16 protein-coding genes are annotated in these 15363 nt (G+C 57.4%); 14 read left to right on the plus strand and 2 right to left on the minus strand.

The window, feature by feature from the left end; genetic code table 11:
• Positions 1-39: 39 nt before the first annotated feature.
• Entirely contained in the window at positions 40-1065 is a 1026-nt protein-coding gene (locus HBA54_RS13135; RefSeq protein ID WP_167225243.1) for a sugar-binding transcriptional regulator, read from the minus strand.
• 123 nt (positions 1066-1188) lie between these two features.
• Between HBA54_RS13135 and HBA54_RS13140 the strand changes: the two genes are divergently transcribed.
• From HBA54_RS13140 to HBA54_RS13170, 7 genes are all read left to right on the plus strand, one after another.
• Entirely contained in the window at positions 1189-2679 is a 1491-nt protein-coding gene (locus HBA54_RS13140; protein ID WP_167225245.1) for an ABC transporter substrate-binding protein, read from the plus strand.
• A gap of 75 nt (positions 2680-2754) precedes the next feature.
• On the plus strand, positions 2755-3717 hold the full coding sequence (locus tag HBA54_RS13145) for a carbohydrate ABC transporter permease (RefSeq protein WP_167225247.1): 963 nt from the start codon (positions 2755-2757) through the stop codon (positions 3715-3717).
• Entirely contained in the window at positions 3714-4550 is an 837-nt protein-coding gene (locus HBA54_RS13150; RefSeq protein ID WP_167225249.1) for a carbohydrate ABC transporter permease, read from the plus strand. Before HBA54_RS13145 ends, HBA54_RS13150 begins: the two co-directional genes overlap by 4 nt.
• On the plus strand, positions 4550-4840 hold the full coding sequence (locus HBA54_RS13155) for a hypothetical protein (protein ID WP_167225251.1): 291 nt from the start codon (positions 4550-4552) through the stop codon (positions 4838-4840). The genes HBA54_RS13150 and HBA54_RS13155 overlap by 1 nt, the downstream gene beginning before the upstream one ends.
• Positions 4840-5904: an ABC transporter ATP-binding protein gene (locus tag HBA54_RS13160; RefSeq protein ID WP_167225253.1), complete on the plus strand. Its 1065-nt coding sequence runs from the start codon at positions 4840-4842 to the stop codon at positions 5902-5904. Before HBA54_RS13155 ends, HBA54_RS13160 begins: the two co-directional genes overlap by 1 nt.
• Entirely contained in the window at positions 5904-6968 is a 1065-nt protein-coding gene (locus HBA54_RS13165; protein ID WP_167225256.1) for an ABC transporter ATP-binding protein, read from the plus strand. The genes HBA54_RS13160 and HBA54_RS13165 overlap by 1 nt, the downstream gene beginning before the upstream one ends.
• Before the next feature lie 15 nt (positions 6969-6983).
• Positions 6984-7934, plus strand: coding sequence for a carbohydrate kinase family protein (locus HBA54_RS13170; RefSeq protein WP_167225258.1), 951 nt, complete (start codon positions 6984-6986; stop codon positions 7932-7934).
• Positions 7935-7999: 65 nt separating this feature from the next.
• On the opposite strand, the gene HBA54_RS13175 is transcribed toward HBA54_RS13170, so the two are convergent.
• Complete coding sequence (locus tag HBA54_RS13175; RefSeq protein ID WP_167225260.1) at positions 8000-8692, minus strand: class I SAM-dependent methyltransferase; 693 nt, start codon at positions 8690-8692, stop codon at positions 8000-8002.
• 171 nt (positions 8693-8863) lie between these two features.
• Here HBA54_RS13175 and HBA54_RS13180 point away from each other — a divergent pair, with 171 nt between their 5' ends.
• From HBA54_RS13180 to HBA54_RS13210, 7 genes are read left to right on the plus strand one after another with little or no spacing between them, the layout of a single operon-like run.
• On the plus strand, positions 8864-9910 hold the full coding sequence (locus tag HBA54_RS13180; protein ID WP_167225262.1) for a hydroxymethylglutaryl-CoA lyase-like TIM-barrel protein: 1047 nt from the start codon (positions 8864-8866) through the stop codon (positions 9908-9910).
• A 13-nt stretch (positions 9911-9923) separates the two neighbouring features.
• Entirely contained in the window at positions 9924-11354 is a 1431-nt protein-coding gene (locus tag HBA54_RS13185) for a class I adenylate-forming enzyme family protein (RefSeq protein WP_167225264.1), read from the plus strand.
• 49 nt (positions 11355-11403) lie between these two features.
• Positions 11404-12165 (plus strand): hypothetical protein, encoded by a 762-nt coding sequence (locus HBA54_RS13190; RefSeq protein ID WP_167225266.1) that lies wholly within the window; start codon positions 11404-11406, stop codon positions 12163-12165.
• A complete protein-coding gene (locus HBA54_RS13195) occupies positions 12162-12824 on the plus strand; it encodes a cyclase family protein (protein ID WP_167225268.1) in 663 nt (220 codons plus the stop codon). The genes HBA54_RS13190 and HBA54_RS13195 overlap by 4 nt, the downstream gene beginning before the upstream one ends.
• A gap of 3 nt (positions 12825-12827) precedes the next feature.
• Positions 12828-13085, plus strand: a complete 258-nt coding sequence (locus HBA54_RS29060; RefSeq protein WP_167225270.1) for a phosphopantetheine-binding protein — start codon at positions 12828-12830, stop codon at positions 13083-13085.
• Positions 13082-13867, plus strand: coding sequence for an AAC(3) family N-acetyltransferase (locus HBA54_RS13205; RefSeq protein WP_167225272.1), 786 nt, complete (start codon positions 13082-13084; stop codon positions 13865-13867). The genes HBA54_RS29060 and HBA54_RS13205 overlap by 4 nt, the downstream gene beginning before the upstream one ends.
• 12 nt (positions 13868-13879) lie before the next feature.
• A complete protein-coding gene (locus tag HBA54_RS13210; RefSeq protein WP_205944629.1) occupies positions 13880-15181 on the plus strand; it encodes a DUF4910 domain-containing protein in 1302 nt (433 codons plus the stop codon).
• Positions 15182-15363 lie beyond the last annotated feature (182 nt).

A 15363-nucleotide genomic window follows, 5' to 3' on the forward strand; every position in this document is an offset into this window, starting at 1 on the left:
TTTCTTGGCTCGCCGGTCACTTGCCGCGCCGGTCGTACATCAGTCCTGAACCAGGGCCTCCGCCGTGGCGGCATCGGTCACCAGCACACTGGCGTAACCACCCAGAAGGCAGGCGCGGATCGCCTCGATCTTGTCCGGCCCGCCCGCTACGGCGATGCGGACATCGATCGCCACCAGTTCGGACAGCGACAGCCCGATGATCCGCTCATCATAGGCATCGTGGATCGGCTTTCCCTCCGCGGTCACGAAACGGCAGGCGACGACGGCCGCTGCTTCGACGCCGTTCTGGCTGGGTGTCGACTTGCGGTCAATCAGGCCAGAGGTATAGATCAGGCTGTCCGGTTTTGTGGAACCAACGCCGAAGACCACCTTGGTGGCTTTGCGCAGAATCGCAAGCTGATCGCGCAGGATCGGCTCCTGCAGCAGGATGCTTCTTACCCTTTTCGACGACACGATGCCGGGCGCGGTCAGATAGATACAACGGGCGCCGAGCCGTTCCGCCAGCAGGGACGCACAGACCTCCGGCGACAGGTCCATCGTGCCGGTCGTGCCGCCCATGATCTGTGCCACCGAGAGATCCTTGACGAGGCCGCGGTTGGTGCTGCTGACACTCTGGGTCATGGCCATCACCGTGCGGCCCCAGGCAACGCCCAGAACATCGCCCGGTTCAAGAAGCGTGACAAGCAATTCGGCCGCCGCCGATCCGATGCGCTGCTCCAGGCCTTCGGTTCCGGCATCAGGAATGACCACTGCGTCGGCAAGGCCGTACTTTTCGCTCAGGCTTTTTGCGAGGGCGATAGAGGTGAGCCAGCGCGGGTCCATGCGCACGGTCACCACGCCCCTTGCCCGCGCCTCCGCCACATAAGCGTTCACCGTGGCACGGGATACGCCCATGACCTCGGCCACCTCGTGCTGAGTCAGGCCGTCATGAAAATAGAGCCATCCGGCCCAGATAACGGGGTCGCTGCGAAAACGCAGAGGCACGGCAACACCACTGCCCGCGACCAGGCTGCGCGATCGTTGCCGGACTTTGATTCCCGCTTTGCTGTTGACATTTGTCGCCATCACTTCGAAGAATGTAACAAAAATCACTGGATGACCAGACCATTGCGAAGCTGATCTGCATTCTCAGACGCGTTCAATAGGGCTGGTGACAGGGTGTAAGCAACGAAACGGGAGGAACACCAGATGACGCAGAGTAATCATCCTGAAGGCCGTAACCGATTCAGCCTGCCACGCCGTAAACTGTTGAAAGGTGCCGGCGCCATGACAGCCGCCGCCGCACTGAACATGCCCATCGCATCCAGGGTTTTCGGCAAGGAGCCGCATCCCCTCGCCGGCAAGAAAATCGACATGAGCATTCTGGGCATCGCCGGCTGGCTGCCTTCTTCGCTCGGCGTGAAAATGTCACCACTGTTCAACGAGTACGTGAAGGAAAAGTACGGCTACGAGGTCGAGTTCGCCTTCGCCGAAGCGCCCTTCTCCGATCTTTTCCAGAAAGCGGCGACCTCTCTGGCCACACGCAGCCAGGAATACAACATCATTATTTCCGATTCCCAATGGATCGGCGCGCTGGCCGAGCCGGGCTGGATCCTTCAGCTGAACGACATCATCGCCCAGAACCAGTCGCTGCAGCTCGACTGGTACTCGCAGACCGTCGTCGATACCTACATGATCTACCCCGACGGCACGAAAAACATCTGGGGCCTGCCGCAGGAAGGCGACACCATCGCGCTGTTCCTGCGCAAGGACATGTTGCAGGACCCGGCCGAGGCCGCCGCCTTCGAGAAGAAATACGGCGCCAAACTGCCGCAGACCTTCGAGGACTTCGAAGACCTGACCATGGCGGAGTTCGAGAAGGTCGCCGACCACTTCAACCGGCCTGACGACCAGATCTGGGGCACGGCGATGCAATACAGCCGGGTCTACGACTTCGTCACCTGTTACCTCTATCCCTTCATGTTCAGCCAGGGCGGCGAAGTCTGGGACGCCGCGACCGCGCAGGTCGAAGGCATCCTGAATTCCGACATCAACGCCAAGGCCATGGAGCAGATGAAATCCTGGCTGAAGTACCAGCCGCCGGGTGCGGTCAACTACGGCATCGCCGAACAGATCGACGTCTTCACCCAGGGCAAGGTCTTCTCCTGCTTCCAATGGGCGGCCGTCGGCCTCGCCATGATCACCGAAGAGATGAAAGACAAGGTGATGGTGGTGGCGCCGCCGAAGCACGGCACCGGCGCCGATGCGCGCCGCGTCTACACCATGGGCGGTCAGCCCTGGGTGATCAACGCCTACAATGACCAGGAAAAGATGCGCGTCGCCATCGACTTTATGAACTGGTGGTACCAGCCGGAAACCACGCTGGAGTTCGCCAGGCGCGGCGGCAATCCCTGCGACAAGCCGACCCTGACGCGGTCCGACTTCGACAGCATCAACCCCTGGAACCAGGCCTACAAGTTCATGCTGGAGCCGGGCCGCTCACGCGACTTCTGGCATCATCCCAAGTATGCCGAGATGCTGGCGGTGCAGCAGGAGGCCTTTACCTCCTATATGACCGGCCAGACCAGCGATCCGATGCAGGCGCTGACCTACGCCGCCTGCCAGCAGCAGCAGATCCTGGTGGATGCCGGCTCGGCGACGATCGATCCAACGCGGGCCTGCATCACGGCCAACCTGTAGTAACCTGACGTTCTCTCGTGTGGCGGCGCGCGGCCCCGGCGGGCCCGCGTCGCCACGCTTCAAGCAGGAGGCCCGATGGCCGCAGTCTCCCAGTCCGGCGGTTCAAAGGTGGCAAGCCCCCGGAAGAGCCTCTTCGATGACCGGCGCATTCTGGTTCTCTTTCTGCTCGCCCCGGTGCTCTGCTTTTTCATCGTCTTCAACACCATCCCGACGCTCTGGCTGCTCGGGCTGTCGTTCCATAACTTCTCACTGACCAGCGGCATGCCGCCGGAGTTCATCGGCTTTCGCAATTTCGTCCAGATCTTCTATAACAAGAACAACATCTGGGCCGACCTCTCGCGCACTTTCATCTTCGTCGGCTCGGCGGTCTCGATCCAGACCGCCCTGGGCATTCTGCTGGGCTTCCTGTTCTGGGGCTCGAAGAATATGCCCGGCCGGCGCATCGCCCTGACAATGCTCTTTACGCCCATGGTGCTGACGCCGGTCGCCACCGGTACCTTCTGGCGCTTTATCTACGACCCGACTTTCGGGGTATTGAACGCGATCCTGCGGGGCCTCGGCGCCGATCACCCCATCGACTTTCTGGGCGACCCGACCTTTGCCTACTGGGCCGTGGTCGCGGTCGACTGCTGGATGTGGACGCCTTTCATGACCCTGATGACGCTGGCCGCCCTCGGCTCGGTGCCCAAGGCGGAGCTGGAGGCGGCGGAGGTCGACCGCCTGCCCTGGTGGCAAAGGGTGCGCCTGGTGATCTGGCACCACGGCAAGTTCATCATCATGCTGGGCGTGCTGCTGCGTACCATCGATTCCTTCAAGACCCTCGATCTCATCATCCCGATGACAAAGGGCGGACCGGGGCAGCAGACCCGCCTGGTCGCGGTGGAGCTGAACAAGCAGGCCTTCGAGAGTTTCAACATGGGCTTTTCCTCGGCCTATGCGGTGCTGCTGCTTCTGATATCCATCGCCATGACCTCGGTCTTCATCTACGTGCTCAACCTGCGCCGCCGGAAAGACAGCGCGGCGGGAGGCGAGACATGAACGCGGAGTCGCTGAAAAGAAAGGGCTACTACGCGGTCCTGTGGCTGACCTCGCTGCTGTTCTTCGCGCCGGTCGCCTGGATCGTCATGTCTTCCTTCAAGACGCGCAACGACATCCTGGCGGTACCGCCCAAGCTGATCTTCAGCCCGACCTTCGACAACTACCTCGACCTGCTGGACCGCAACACCTCCTTCGTGTTGCAGTTCGCCAACTCCGTCGTCCTTTCCCTCTCGGCGGTGGTGATCGCCGTGGTGGTTTCTTTCCTGGCGGCCTTCTGCTTCTCGCGCTTCAAGCCGAAGGGCACCAACTTCCTGATGTTCATCCTGCTGTCGATCCGCATGCTGCCGGCGCCGGCGGTCATCCTGCCGGTTTACCTGATGTATGCGAACTTCGGCTGGAAGGACTCGCACATCGCCCTGATCCTCTTCTACGCCATGTTCTCGATCCCCTTTTCGGTCTGGATCCTCAAAGGCTTTCTTGACGGCGTTTCGGTGCGCTTCGACGAGACCGGCCTGGTGAACGGCGGGTCGTGGCTGCATGTCATCTTCAGGGTCGTGCTGCCGCAGCTGAAACCCGGCCTGATCGCGGCTTTCATCTTCAACATGATCTTCGTGTGGAACGAGTTCCTGTTCAATTTCATCGTCGGCGGCGTGTCGACCCAGAACATTCCCTATGCCCTGGCGGTCGGCACCTATTCCGACGGCGGCCTGAACTGGACCTTCATCGCCACCTTGACGACCATCTACATCATCCCACCGATCGTTTTCATCTACCTGTTCCAGAAATACCTTCTGGCCGGCATGACCTTCGGTACCGTCCGGGGTGAGGTCTGATGCGCCGCGGCCTGTCGTTCCAGGAAAAAGCCGAGCGGGTTCTCATCCTCTCGATGATTACCGGCATCCTGCTGATCACCTTCGCGCCGCGCGCGGTCTTTGAGCTGATCCAGCTCGGTCTGGTGATCCTGGTGGTTTCGACTCTGCTGCAGATCGCCGTCGGCAACATTCCCAAGGACGCTTCCGTCGGGAAGAGCCTGCGGATGATCGTGATTATTCTGGGGATCGTCGTAATGGTCTTCGGCGTCGGTATCCTGCTGGTACCCATTCTCAGTCAGTTGGGGCGCTGATGTCGGTTTCCTTTCAATCCCTGACAAAACGCTTCGGTGCTGATCTGGCGATCGACAGTCTGGATCTCGACATCGAGCCGGAGAGCTTCACGGTTTTCTGCGGCCCGCCCAAGTGCGGCAAGTCTGTTCTCTTCCGCCTGCTCGTCGGGCTGGAGACGCCGGACAGCGGATCGATCATCCTCAATGGTACGGATATCACCCGGATCGGGCCCGCCAATCGGCAGGTCGGCTACGTTCCGCAAAGCTTCGCGCTCTATCCGCACCTCACGGTCTATCAGAACATCGCCTACCCCCTCACCCTGGCGCGCCGTCCAAAGGACGAGATCGCCAGGCGGGTCGACAGGGCGGCGGGCATCCTCTCGATCACCCATCTTCTGGAGAAGACGCCGGACCTGCTCTCCGGCGGCGAAAAACAGCGCACCGCCGTCGCCCGCGGGCTGCTGCACGATGCCAGCGTCTTCGTTCTGGACGACCCGCTGGTCGGCCTGGATTACAAGCTGCGCGAGCGCCTGATGGACGAATTGAAGTCGCTGCAGACGGAACTGAAGGCGACCTTCCTCTACGCCACCTCGGACTCGATGGAGGCCTTGACCATGGCCGAGCGGCTCATCGTCCTCGACAAGGGTCGCAAGGTTCAGGACGGCAGCGTCGAAACCGTTTACCGCGAGCCAGACCATCTGAGGGCCATGGAGTTGATCGGCTTTCCCCGCGCAAACCTGATCGGCGGCCGGCACAGCAGCGGGCTTCTCGAGGCCGGCCCCTTCCGCATTCCTCTACACCGCGACACCCCGGGAGAGGTCGTCATCGGCATCCGGCCCGAAGCGATCAAGCTGGGCGGCAACCAGGGCATCGCCGCTTCGGCTGAGGTCCGGCTGGTCGAGGATCTGGGCAGCGAGTATGTCGTCTACCTGGACTCGAACGGTCAGGCGCTGACCGCCGCCTACCCCGTCGGCGACAGCCCGGCACCCGCCTTTCAGTCTTCGCAGGGCTTTGCCGTGGAGCCGCGAGACATCGTGATCTTCGATGCCGGGAGCGGCGCGCGGATCGGCCGGGGAGCCGCCTGATGGCCGACATCATCATCGATCACGTGACCAAGAGATTCGGTACCTTCACGGCCGTCGACGACCTCGACATCCGCTTCTCCGACGGTGATGTCACCTGCCTGCTCGGCCCCTCCGGCTGCGGCAAGACGACGCTGATGCGCATGATCGCGGGCCTGGAGACGCCGAGCAGCGGCCGCATCCTTTTCGGCGAGCGCGACGTCACCCAGCTGCCGCCGCGCAAACGCAACATCGGCATGGTCTTCCAGTACCCGGTGATGTACCCGACCCTGAGCGTCGCCGAGAATATCGCCCAGCCGCTAAAGCACGACCGCAGCCTTTCGCGCGGCGAACGCGAGCGGCGGGTAGAGGAAGTTCTAGACCTTCTCGACATGCGCAAGCAGGCCCGGGCCTTTATCGACGACCTGGACGCCGGTAGCCGGCAAAAGGTCGCCGTCGGCCGTTCGGTCGCACGCCAGACCGATATCGTGCTGTTCGACGAGCCGACCACCAATGTAGAGGTCAACGCCAAGCTTCAGCTGATCAGAACCTTCAAGGCGGTTACCCAGCGCCTGAAGCAGACCATCGTCTATGTCACCCACGACCAGACCGAGGCGATGACCCTGGCTGACCGGATCGCCCTGATGAAAGACGGCAGCATCGTTCAGTATGACGCGCCGCGGCGCCTCTACAACGATCCCTCGACCGAGTTCGGCGGCTGGTTCCTGGGCAATCCCGGCATGAATTTCATCGCCGCGGAGCGGCGTGGCAACCAGCTTCACGCAACGATCCTGGACTCACCGCTGGATGTCGCCTCGGATCTCGGCGGCGGTGAGATCGTCCTTGGCATCAGACCGGAAAACGTTCTGATGCACAGCGAGCCAGGGCCCGGATCGGTCGAGGGGCGGGTGACGGAACAGACCATCGGCATCGCCGGGCGCAACCTCGCCAGGATCGCCGTCGGATCGGCAGTCATCAAGGTGAAGGCTGACGGGCCGGCACCGGTTGCAGCGGACGGAACCGTTCAGCTGAGCTTTCCACGCGACAGGATACTGGTCTTCAGGAACGGTGCACGTGTGACGCTTTGAAGGGGGTGAACAGGCATGGCACATGATGTATCGGTCATCGGGCTCTACATACTGGACGTGCTGGGGCGGCCGGTCAGCAAGATACCGGAGCGCGGCAACGTCGACTTCATCGAGGAGATCCGCCTGACGGTTGCCGGCACGGCGGGCGGCACCGTGGTCGATACAGCAAAGCTGGGATTGAAAAGCCTGGCCGTCGGCGCCGTCGGCAACGATGAAAAGGCCGACTGGGTTCTGGCGACCCTCGCCAAGCACGGGATCGACGTCTCCGCCATGCAGCGCCTCGATGGCGTGCCGACGTCGGCAACGATCCTCAACATCAGGCCCAACGGCGAACGCCCGGCCCTGCATGTGCGCGGCGCCTCCGACCACTTCGATCTCCTGCCCGCCTTCTACGACCAGGTCTTTGCCGCACCCATCGTGCACCTTGGCGGCACCGGGCTTCTGAAGAAGCTCGACGGCGAGCCCAGCCGGCGGCTTCTGGAGGAAGCCAAGAAGCGCGGCTGCACCACGACCTTCGATCTCATCGCCGCCACGGCGGAAACCAAGGCCATCGTGGAGCCGATGCTGCCCTTCATCGACTACTTCATGCCGTCGATCGAAGAGGCGCAGGACATGTCCGGGCAAAGCGGCCCGGCGGACTGCGCCGCCTACTATCTCGACCGCGGGGCCGCCTGCTGCATCTTTACCCTGGGCGGCGACGGCGCCTTCTACGCACACAAAGACGGCATCCGTCTGCAGGTGCCCGCCTACGAAATCGACATCGTCGATACCACCGGCTGCGGCGACGCCTTCGACGCCGGCTTCATCTGCGCGCTGCACCACAAGATGGACCCGGAAGAAGGTCTTCGCTTCGCCCAGGCCGCCGCCGGCCTTGTGGCAACCGGCCTCGGCTCCGACGCCGGTATCGTCTCCTTCGACGATACCCGCGCAACCATGGATCGCTGGTCCGTGAAGCCCGGAACATAGCGGGCGCACTTCCGTTCGCCCACTCCAGGCGAAAGGAAGGGGTCAGATAGATTACAGGAGTCTCGCTAGCTTTTCTTACGCGCGCAGAAAACATGCCAGTGATACGCAAGCCCAAACCAATTCATATCAATATCTGCGTGGCAGAAGCCTTCGAATTCCTGGCAAAAAGATTCCTCCAAATCGACCTGATTTTCTAAGCAGCGCATCACTTCGCCGTTCCGCGCCCCAAAATAGTCGTCACGAATAACGCGATAGCCTGGTGAATTCGCAGGTTCGCTGCCGTTGAAAATAAAGCTCATCTTTTTAGGTATCGAAGCAATTATCCAACCTCCTGGTTTGATAACACGCGCCATTTCCTTCACGTGATCTTGGAAATTCTCCTCACCCGCTGACATGTAATAGCAACTGTTCCAAGTTAGCAGTCGATCAAAGCTGCCGTTATCAAACGGTATATTACCGGCGTGCCCACATCGGATATCTACAGGAACGCTGATGCTGGACATTTTCTGTTGAAGCGATTCACATAAATTGTCACTGATTTCTACCGCCGAGACTTCGAATCCCAAGCTGGCAAAAAAGGGGAGATGCCGACCATCACCGCAGCCTAAATCCAAGATTGAAAGGCCTTTGTGCTCTGTAGGCAGATTGAGTTTTGGGAAGCGCCCTTTGAAGATTCGGATTACGCCCTCAGCTGGATAGGCAATCTCCGTCTGGGAACGATAGGCGCTCTCCCATGCAGTTCTCGGGTCGTAAGACAAAATCACTCCTCAGCGAGTTCGAGTTATCAAAATAGCCGCCCATTTTTTTCCAAGCGAGCAATAGAACGTTACTAGTAGTTAACACATTTTCACTACTAGGTACGTTGCGGAATGACGACTATTCCAATAACATTTTAACGAATCAACATTTCTTATTGGACAACCAGGTCAATGAAAATTCTGGATACGACGCTACGCGACGGCTCTTACTTGATCAACTTTGGCTTTGATCGGCAACAAACTGCCATCATCGCCGCCGAGCTTGATGACGCTGGGATCGACTTGATCGAGGTTGGCCATGGTGTCGGGCTCAATGCATCAAAGAGCGGGCAGGGCGAAGCCCGTGAGTCCGACGAGATTTACATGCAGGCTGCTGCAGAGGCGGTGCAGAATGGGCAATGGGGCATGTTTGCGATACCCGGCATTTGCGACCTGTCCCACCTTGACGCCTGTATCGAACACAAAATTGGATTTCTGCGTTTTGGAGCCAGCATAGATTCTTACGATAGCGTGCGCCCTTTTATCGAGAAGGCCAAATCGGCTGGAATTATGGTGTGCGTGAATTTCATGAAGTCTTACGCCAAGCCACCAATTGAGTTCGAGAAAGCCGCGCGTTGCGCTGTGCAATGGGGAGCCGACTACGTTTATGTCGTTGATTCGGCCGGTAACATGACCCCAGACCAGGCGCGCCAATATTGCGAACGTGTACAGGATCTACCCTTCGGTTTTCATGCTCACAACAACCTGGGCTTGGCGGTAGCCAACGCGCTTGAGGCTGAAAAAAATGGCGCGGCCATCATTGATTGTTCTTTGCAAGGCATGGGCCGTTGCACCGGCAACACCATGACCGAACACTTCGTGGCCATTCTGAAGCGCGAAGGCAAGCTACAACACATTGATTTGTTCAGACTTCTCGACACGTCCGAAGCCTTGATTCGACCTCTGCTCAAGCAAGTCGGCCACGATAGTGTCGATTTGATCTGTGGATATGCCGGCTTCCATTCAAGCTATATGGGTGTCATCGAAGACGCTGCGGTAAAGTATGACGTGGACCCACGATCTTTGATCTGCGAAGTCTGCAATGACAGCCAGTCAGAAGCTCCGCAAGATTTGGTGGAGCGTAAAGCAAAGGCACTCCGTTCGTCGAGCGATGCAACCGGCTTTCGTCATCGTTTTCCCTTGAAAGAATACTTTGGTCACGAACAGGAAAATCTCTAAGACAAGGGTATGCATGACGGATCAGATCGACAAATTCTTTGCTCAGCTGGCGGAGATACATACTCCCGTGCTGACGGATTTTTCACAGGGAACCAAGCGTCAGATTGTCGGCCGGGATTTAACTGACTGGCTTGACCGTACGGCAGGATGGCTCGCAAACTCAGGTGTTAAGCCGGGCAGCTGTTTCGTGGCGCGCTTCGACAACACGTTGGAGTCGGCCCTGATCCTATTGGCCGCGATGCGCCATGGAATGACTGTGACCATACAACATGCCGACGCCAGCGATTCCGACATCGGCCCGTTGGCTCAGAGTTGCGGCGCCACCGTCATAGTCGACGCGACGAGTAGGAACATTCCGGAGAACCAAGCAGGGTTTCGTGCCGAATGTTTAATGGAGTTCGAACCACTCATGCCTGAACCGGTTCCACCTCGGACTCCGTTTACTATCACTTTTACGAGCGGTTCGACGGGGACACCAAAAGGCATAGTTCATGCTGCTGAGAGTTATCTCAAATGTTCCAAGGCTTTTAACGCCCAAGCCGGTATTGGTGCCGACGACACATTCTTGAACGTAATGCCGATGTACTACATGGCTGGGATCTTCAACGGGATTATTGCTCCACTTCAAGCGGGAGCCTCGGTTGTCATCTATCCAGCCTTCGATACCCGGATTGCACTGACATTTTGGAATATTATAAACGACAATGCAGTGTCGTGTTTATGGGTATCCCCGACCATGCTGTCTTTGATAACCCGACTTGATAGAACTGAAAAAAGAGTACCCAAGAGCCTGAGGCGTATTTTCGTTGGGACCGGCGCTCTGGAAAAAGCTCACGCTGAAGCGTTCCACGCGACTTACGGCCTCCCCCCACTTCAGTCTTATGGGCTGTCCGAACTGTTGTATATAAGCGTAGACGATGCTGAGAGGCCTCAATTCGGCACAGTCGGCCGCCCATTGGCGGAAGTGGAACTGAGTTTCGATTCCTCAGGCATCTTATCAATTGCCACCCCTTATGCCTTCCTGGGATATCTGCAGGAAGGTGAGATAGGCCATCCTGATAGCCTTTTCCGCACCAGCGACTTGGCGCGCACTACAGATTCCGGCGCTCTTACGATATTAGGTCGTAGCGACGACATCATTCTTCGGGGGGGCGTCAACGTCAATCCGCTTGACCTGGAATCGGTAATGGTCGAAGCCTTGGCCGGACGGCGCTACTGCGTCACAGGCTTGCCGGATGTTGCGCTGGGACAAAAGGTCGTTCTGGCTTTGGAGGGACCGCCTTGCGAAGGCGACGAAGCATTGTTTGCCACTTTGCAGAAACTTGTCCGGAGCCGATTTGGACGCGTCCAGCTTGACATGTTGAACTATGTAGCTGCAATGCCTCAAGGCCCCACCGGCAAGGTCCGCAGGGCGGAATTACATCAGGTTTTGGCACATAGTTAGTATGATCCTAGGGCTTAGCCATATTGCTTTGAACACTCGGGACACTGATGTGGCTTCGAGCCGGCTTTCGTTGTTCGGATATGCGACGCGATTTGACGAACAAGCGCTACCGAACCACCCAAGTAAAAAAGCATTTCTAGAGCATTATCAACCGCTTCATCATATTCGTGCCTTGGCTGCCCCGGGCGCAGCAGCTGTGGAGCTTATAGATCATGGGGCGCTTTCGGGCTCGCAAGCATCCGGTTTGATACCGGTTTTCACGAGTGATGCGCCACTGAAGGATTGGACGCCGGTCCCCGCCAATGAACTTCCCTTTGCCCAAAGTGGATTAGCGGTATTGGACAAGGCACATGAAGGATCTGTGCGATGCTTCTTTGATCCGGTCCTTGATATGCGCCTTCTCTGGACCAAACAGCGCACAGGCCTGCCGTCCGGCATCATCTCAGCTGTGCTTCCTGTTCCAAATGTACAAGAAATGGCTGCAATACTGACGTCACTGCGCTTCGTACAGTCACCTGAAAGTGGTATCTGGTCCTGTTTGACGCCGATGCCTTCGCTCAAGGTCGATCTGGTGCTGGTTGAGGCTTGTACCGCTGAAGGGTGGCAAGATACAGCGACACTCGACGCGCCTGGGTGTCCTTGCCTAGCTTTGATGGCGCGTGATACTGCATGTTATGGAATGCAAGAAAGCACGTTCTCGTCATGTGAAAGAGTCTCTTTCAGTTTGATGGTAAACAACACATCCTGCCTTATCACACTGCTCCGGCTGTCGAATGGGCTGGTACTGGAATTGGTGGAAGCACAGAAATGATTATTGATCTGACAATGGAACTTCGGGAGGGGATCATCACCTTTCCAGTGCACTGGCACCCGACAGTAGAGATTTCGCAGTTGGGCCGTTTTGAAGTGGAGGGGCGCGAGACGCGCAAAGTCACTCTGGGCACGCATACCGGAACTCATGTGGATGCTCCGCGGCATTTCGTTCCAGGCGGCATGACAGTTGAAAACGTGCCGCTAGATTCCTGTTACGGGCCTGCCAGGGTTCTGGATTTCTCGGATCTGGCGGACTTTTCTGAAATCTCGGTTGAGTTGTTGAAAGAGCGCCTTGGCGACGCTCATCCGCCACGGCTGGTTTTCCGATATGGCTGGGATAATCGGCTCGATAGCCTCGAATACTACTCACACCATCCGTACCTGTCTGAAGCGGCTTGCCACTACCTGGTGGAACGCGGTGTCGTGTTGGTGGGCTTTGATGCACCTATGCCCGATAATCCAAAGAATGGGCGTGGCTGTGAATTGGATTCGCCCAACCATAACATCCTTCTGGGTAACGGAGTGATAATCCTGGAGTACTTGATCAACCTTTCGCAGATCCCGAAACAGGATTTCATTCTGTCTGCATTACCGCTGAAAATTAAAAATGGTGACGGTGCGCCGGTTCGGGCTGTCGCCATTTTGAACGAGGATTAATCCGTGACCGAAATCGAGATCTGGGCTTGCAACTACGTTTCGCAAAAAGATCCCGAATTCGCCGCCCTTCCTGACGATAAGAAGTTGACGGAAAACCTGTTTACGTCCGGACGTCTTGACTCAATAGGGTTGATGAATTTCCTGCTTGATGCAGAAACTGAGTTTGGGTTCCAGTTTACACCTGAGTCATTCCAAGACCGGCGCCTGCAGACCATCTCGGGGCTCGATCAAGTCGTTGTAGAAATAAGAAAAGTCGCATGATCACGCGCACTGACATTGCCCATGCACTACGCCAGGCCGGAATTCGCCCGGGAATGACCGTGTTTTCCCATTCAAATATCGCCTTTTTCGGACCGGTCGAAGGGGCGGGAAACATGGATGAACTAATACAAGTGATGCTGACGGCATTCGACAGTGTTCTCGGAGATGATGGTACGCTGGTCTTGCCAGTGTTTACCTATTCATTTGGCTCAGACAAGGCGGACAGAACCTTTGATGTTCAAAATTCCTTATCTACAACATCGGCTTTGGGCAATTGGCTGATTACTTCCGGTGAAGGCGTCCGATCTGTCGATCCCATGCTGTCGGTTGTGGCCCGCGGCGCGAAAGCTGAAGTACTGGTTTCCGGTATCGATCGCTGTTGCTTTGGGACTGACAGCATCTGGGCACGGCTTTACAAGGAAAATGCGATGATCTGTAATCTCAATCTTGATAGCGGATCTACGTTCTTGCATTGGGTCGAAAGAGAATTGGGCGTGCCCTATCGTTCAGATGTGAAAATGACCGGCAAAATTATCGATCATGGAGAAACCTGTCCGGCAACCATTACCTATACGGGGCGAAACTTGAATGACCCTCAAGCCAGTCCGAGGTTTGAGGCCTATCACGCAGCCTGCCTTGAGCGCGGCGCCAGCAAAAAAGTAAGCCTTGGACGCGGCCAAATTATCTCGCAGTCCTGCAAAATTGCACGGCAAACGCTAGAGAATCTTCTTGGTGAATATCCTTTCTTACTGACCGCCCGCCACTTGACGGGATCGACCTAATCCGGGGAAATCATGGCTGACAGTAACGAAACGGCTTTCCTCGAAGGCCGGAAAATGCACAGCTGGATTTGCGATCTTATGCCAATGAGGCGCAGCCTATCCGGCCCCGGCGTCAGAGAAACGTTAACTTACTTGAAGGCCCTGCTTCCGGACCTTCAAATTCATGAGGTCGCTTCCGGCGTACAAGCGTTCGACTGGGTTGTGCCTGACGAATGGACGCTCCGCGACGCCTATGTGGCGGACGAAAGCGGGACCCGCGTGATAGACCTGTCTCGGCATGGGCTGCACATCATGGGGTATTCTGAGCCCGTAGATTCATGGATGGATCTCGACGAACTTCAGAAGCACCTTTATTCCTTGCCAGAACAGCCAGACGCCATCCCTTACGTAACCTCATACTATAAAAAGCGTTGGGGATTCTGCCTCACACAGCGGCAACGGGACGGCTTGCGGCCGGGTCGGTATCACGCAGTCGTCGATGCCGACCTGCAGCCTGGGGTGCTCAACTATGCCGATCTGGTTCTTCCGGGGCGGGAAACAAACGAGATATTACTTTCCACGTATATTTGCCATCCGGAAATGGCCAACAACGAGCTCTCAGGCCCGGCCCTGGCCACTGCTTTGGCGCACTGGTTATCAACAAGGGATCGCCGCTTTACATACCGGCTGGTTTTCGCACCTGAAACAATCGGCTCAATAATCTACCTCAGCCAACACATGAATCATTTGAAGCGCCGCACCCAGGCTGGTTTCGTTTTAACCTGTGTCGGAGACGAACGGACTTACTCCTTCATGCCATCGCGCAAGGGGGAAACTCTCGCGGATCGTGCAGCACTCCATGTGCTCCGGAATTACGCAAATAAGCACAGAGTTCATAGTTTTCTAGAACGCGGCAGTGACGAAAGACAGTATTGCAGCCCCCTCGTAGACCTTCCTGTCGTCTCAATAATGCGCTCGAAATACGGAACATATCCCGAGTATCACACCTCGCTGGACAACTTGTCTCTGGTAACGCCCGCGGGACTTCAGGGGGGGTTCGATATGATGCGCCGTTGCCTGGAAGTCCTGGAAGGAAACCACCGCTATCGCGCGACCGTTCCCTGCGAACCTCAACTAGGTAAACGCGGCCTTTATCCGACACTGAGCACAGTCGGTTCTGCAGACAAGGTTCGAAGCCTCACAAACTTGCTTGCCTACGCAGATGGCGAGATGGACCTGATTGAACTAGCCGAGAGAACGAACACTGATGCGCTAAGCTGCATTGAGACAGCGCTGACACTTTGCGAACATGGTCTTTTGGAGATCGTATCGTAGGTCCAATGGCGTTGCCCGACCCAAAGTTGCCTCTCCCCTTCCCCATCCCATTCAATGCGCGTTCTTTCCGGAAGCAGTTGGCCATCCTCACAAGTTTGATCTTCTTCAAAGCAACCGGATAGATCGGGGGCTCGGCGCCGTCGTTGCCGATCTCGACACGGCCGTTGGTCAAGAACAGGCCG

Origin of the sequence: Pelagibius litoralis, assembly GCF_011683915.1 — a bacterium.
Taxonomy (GTDB): domain Bacteria; phylum Pseudomonadota; class Alphaproteobacteria; order Kiloniellales; family Kiloniellaceae; genus Pelagibius; species Pelagibius litoralis.

What these genes read in the sequence shown, in the direction of transcription:
- HBA54_RS13135 (WP_167225243.1), bottom strand. Translation starts at nt 1,065, where the DNA reads ATGGCGACAAATGTCAACAGCAAAGCGGGAATCAAAGTCCGGCAACGA.
- HBA54_RS13140 (WP_167225245.1), top strand. Translation starts at nt 1,189, where the DNA reads ATGACGCAGAGTAATCATCCTGAAGGCCGTAACCGATTCAGCCTGCCA.
- HBA54_RS13145 (WP_167225247.1), top strand. Translation starts at nt 2,755, where the DNA reads ATGGCCGCAGTCTCCCAGTCCGGCGGTTCAAAGGTGGCAAGCCCCCGG.
- HBA54_RS13150 (WP_167225249.1), top strand. Translation starts at nt 3,714, where the DNA reads ATGAACGCGGAGTCGCTGAAAAGAAAGGGCTACTACGCGGTCCTGTGG.
- HBA54_RS13155 (WP_167225251.1), top strand. Translation starts at nt 4,550, where the DNA reads ATGCGCCGCGGCCTGTCGTTCCAGGAAAAAGCCGAGCGGGTTCTCATC.
- HBA54_RS13160 (WP_167225253.1), top strand. Translation starts at nt 4,840, where the DNA reads ATGTCGGTTTCCTTTCAATCCCTGACAAAACGCTTCGGTGCTGATCTG.
- HBA54_RS13165 (WP_167225256.1), top strand. Translation starts at nt 5,904, where the DNA reads ATGGCCGACATCATCATCGATCACGTGACCAAGAGATTCGGTACCTTC.
- HBA54_RS13170 (WP_167225258.1), top strand. Translation starts at nt 6,984, where the DNA reads ATGGCACATGATGTATCGGTCATCGGGCTCTACATACTGGACGTGCTG.
- HBA54_RS13180 (WP_167225262.1), top strand. Translation starts at nt 8,864, where the DNA reads ATGAAAATTCTGGATACGACGCTACGCGACGGCTCTTACTTGATCAAC.
- HBA54_RS13185 (WP_167225264.1), top strand. Translation starts at nt 9,924, where the DNA reads ATGACGGATCAGATCGACAAATTCTTTGCTCAGCTGGCGGAGATACAT.
- HBA54_RS13195 (WP_167225268.1), top strand. Translation starts at nt 12,162, where the DNA reads ATGATTATTGATCTGACAATGGAACTTCGGGAGGGGATCATCACCTTT.
- HBA54_RS13205 (WP_167225272.1), top strand. Translation starts at nt 13,082, where the DNA reads ATGATCACGCGCACTGACATTGCCCATGCACTACGCCAGGCCGGAATT.
- HBA54_RS13210 (WP_205944629.1), top strand. Translation starts at nt 13,880, where the DNA reads ATGGCTGACAGTAACGAAACGGCTTTCCTCGAAGGCCGGAAAATGCAC.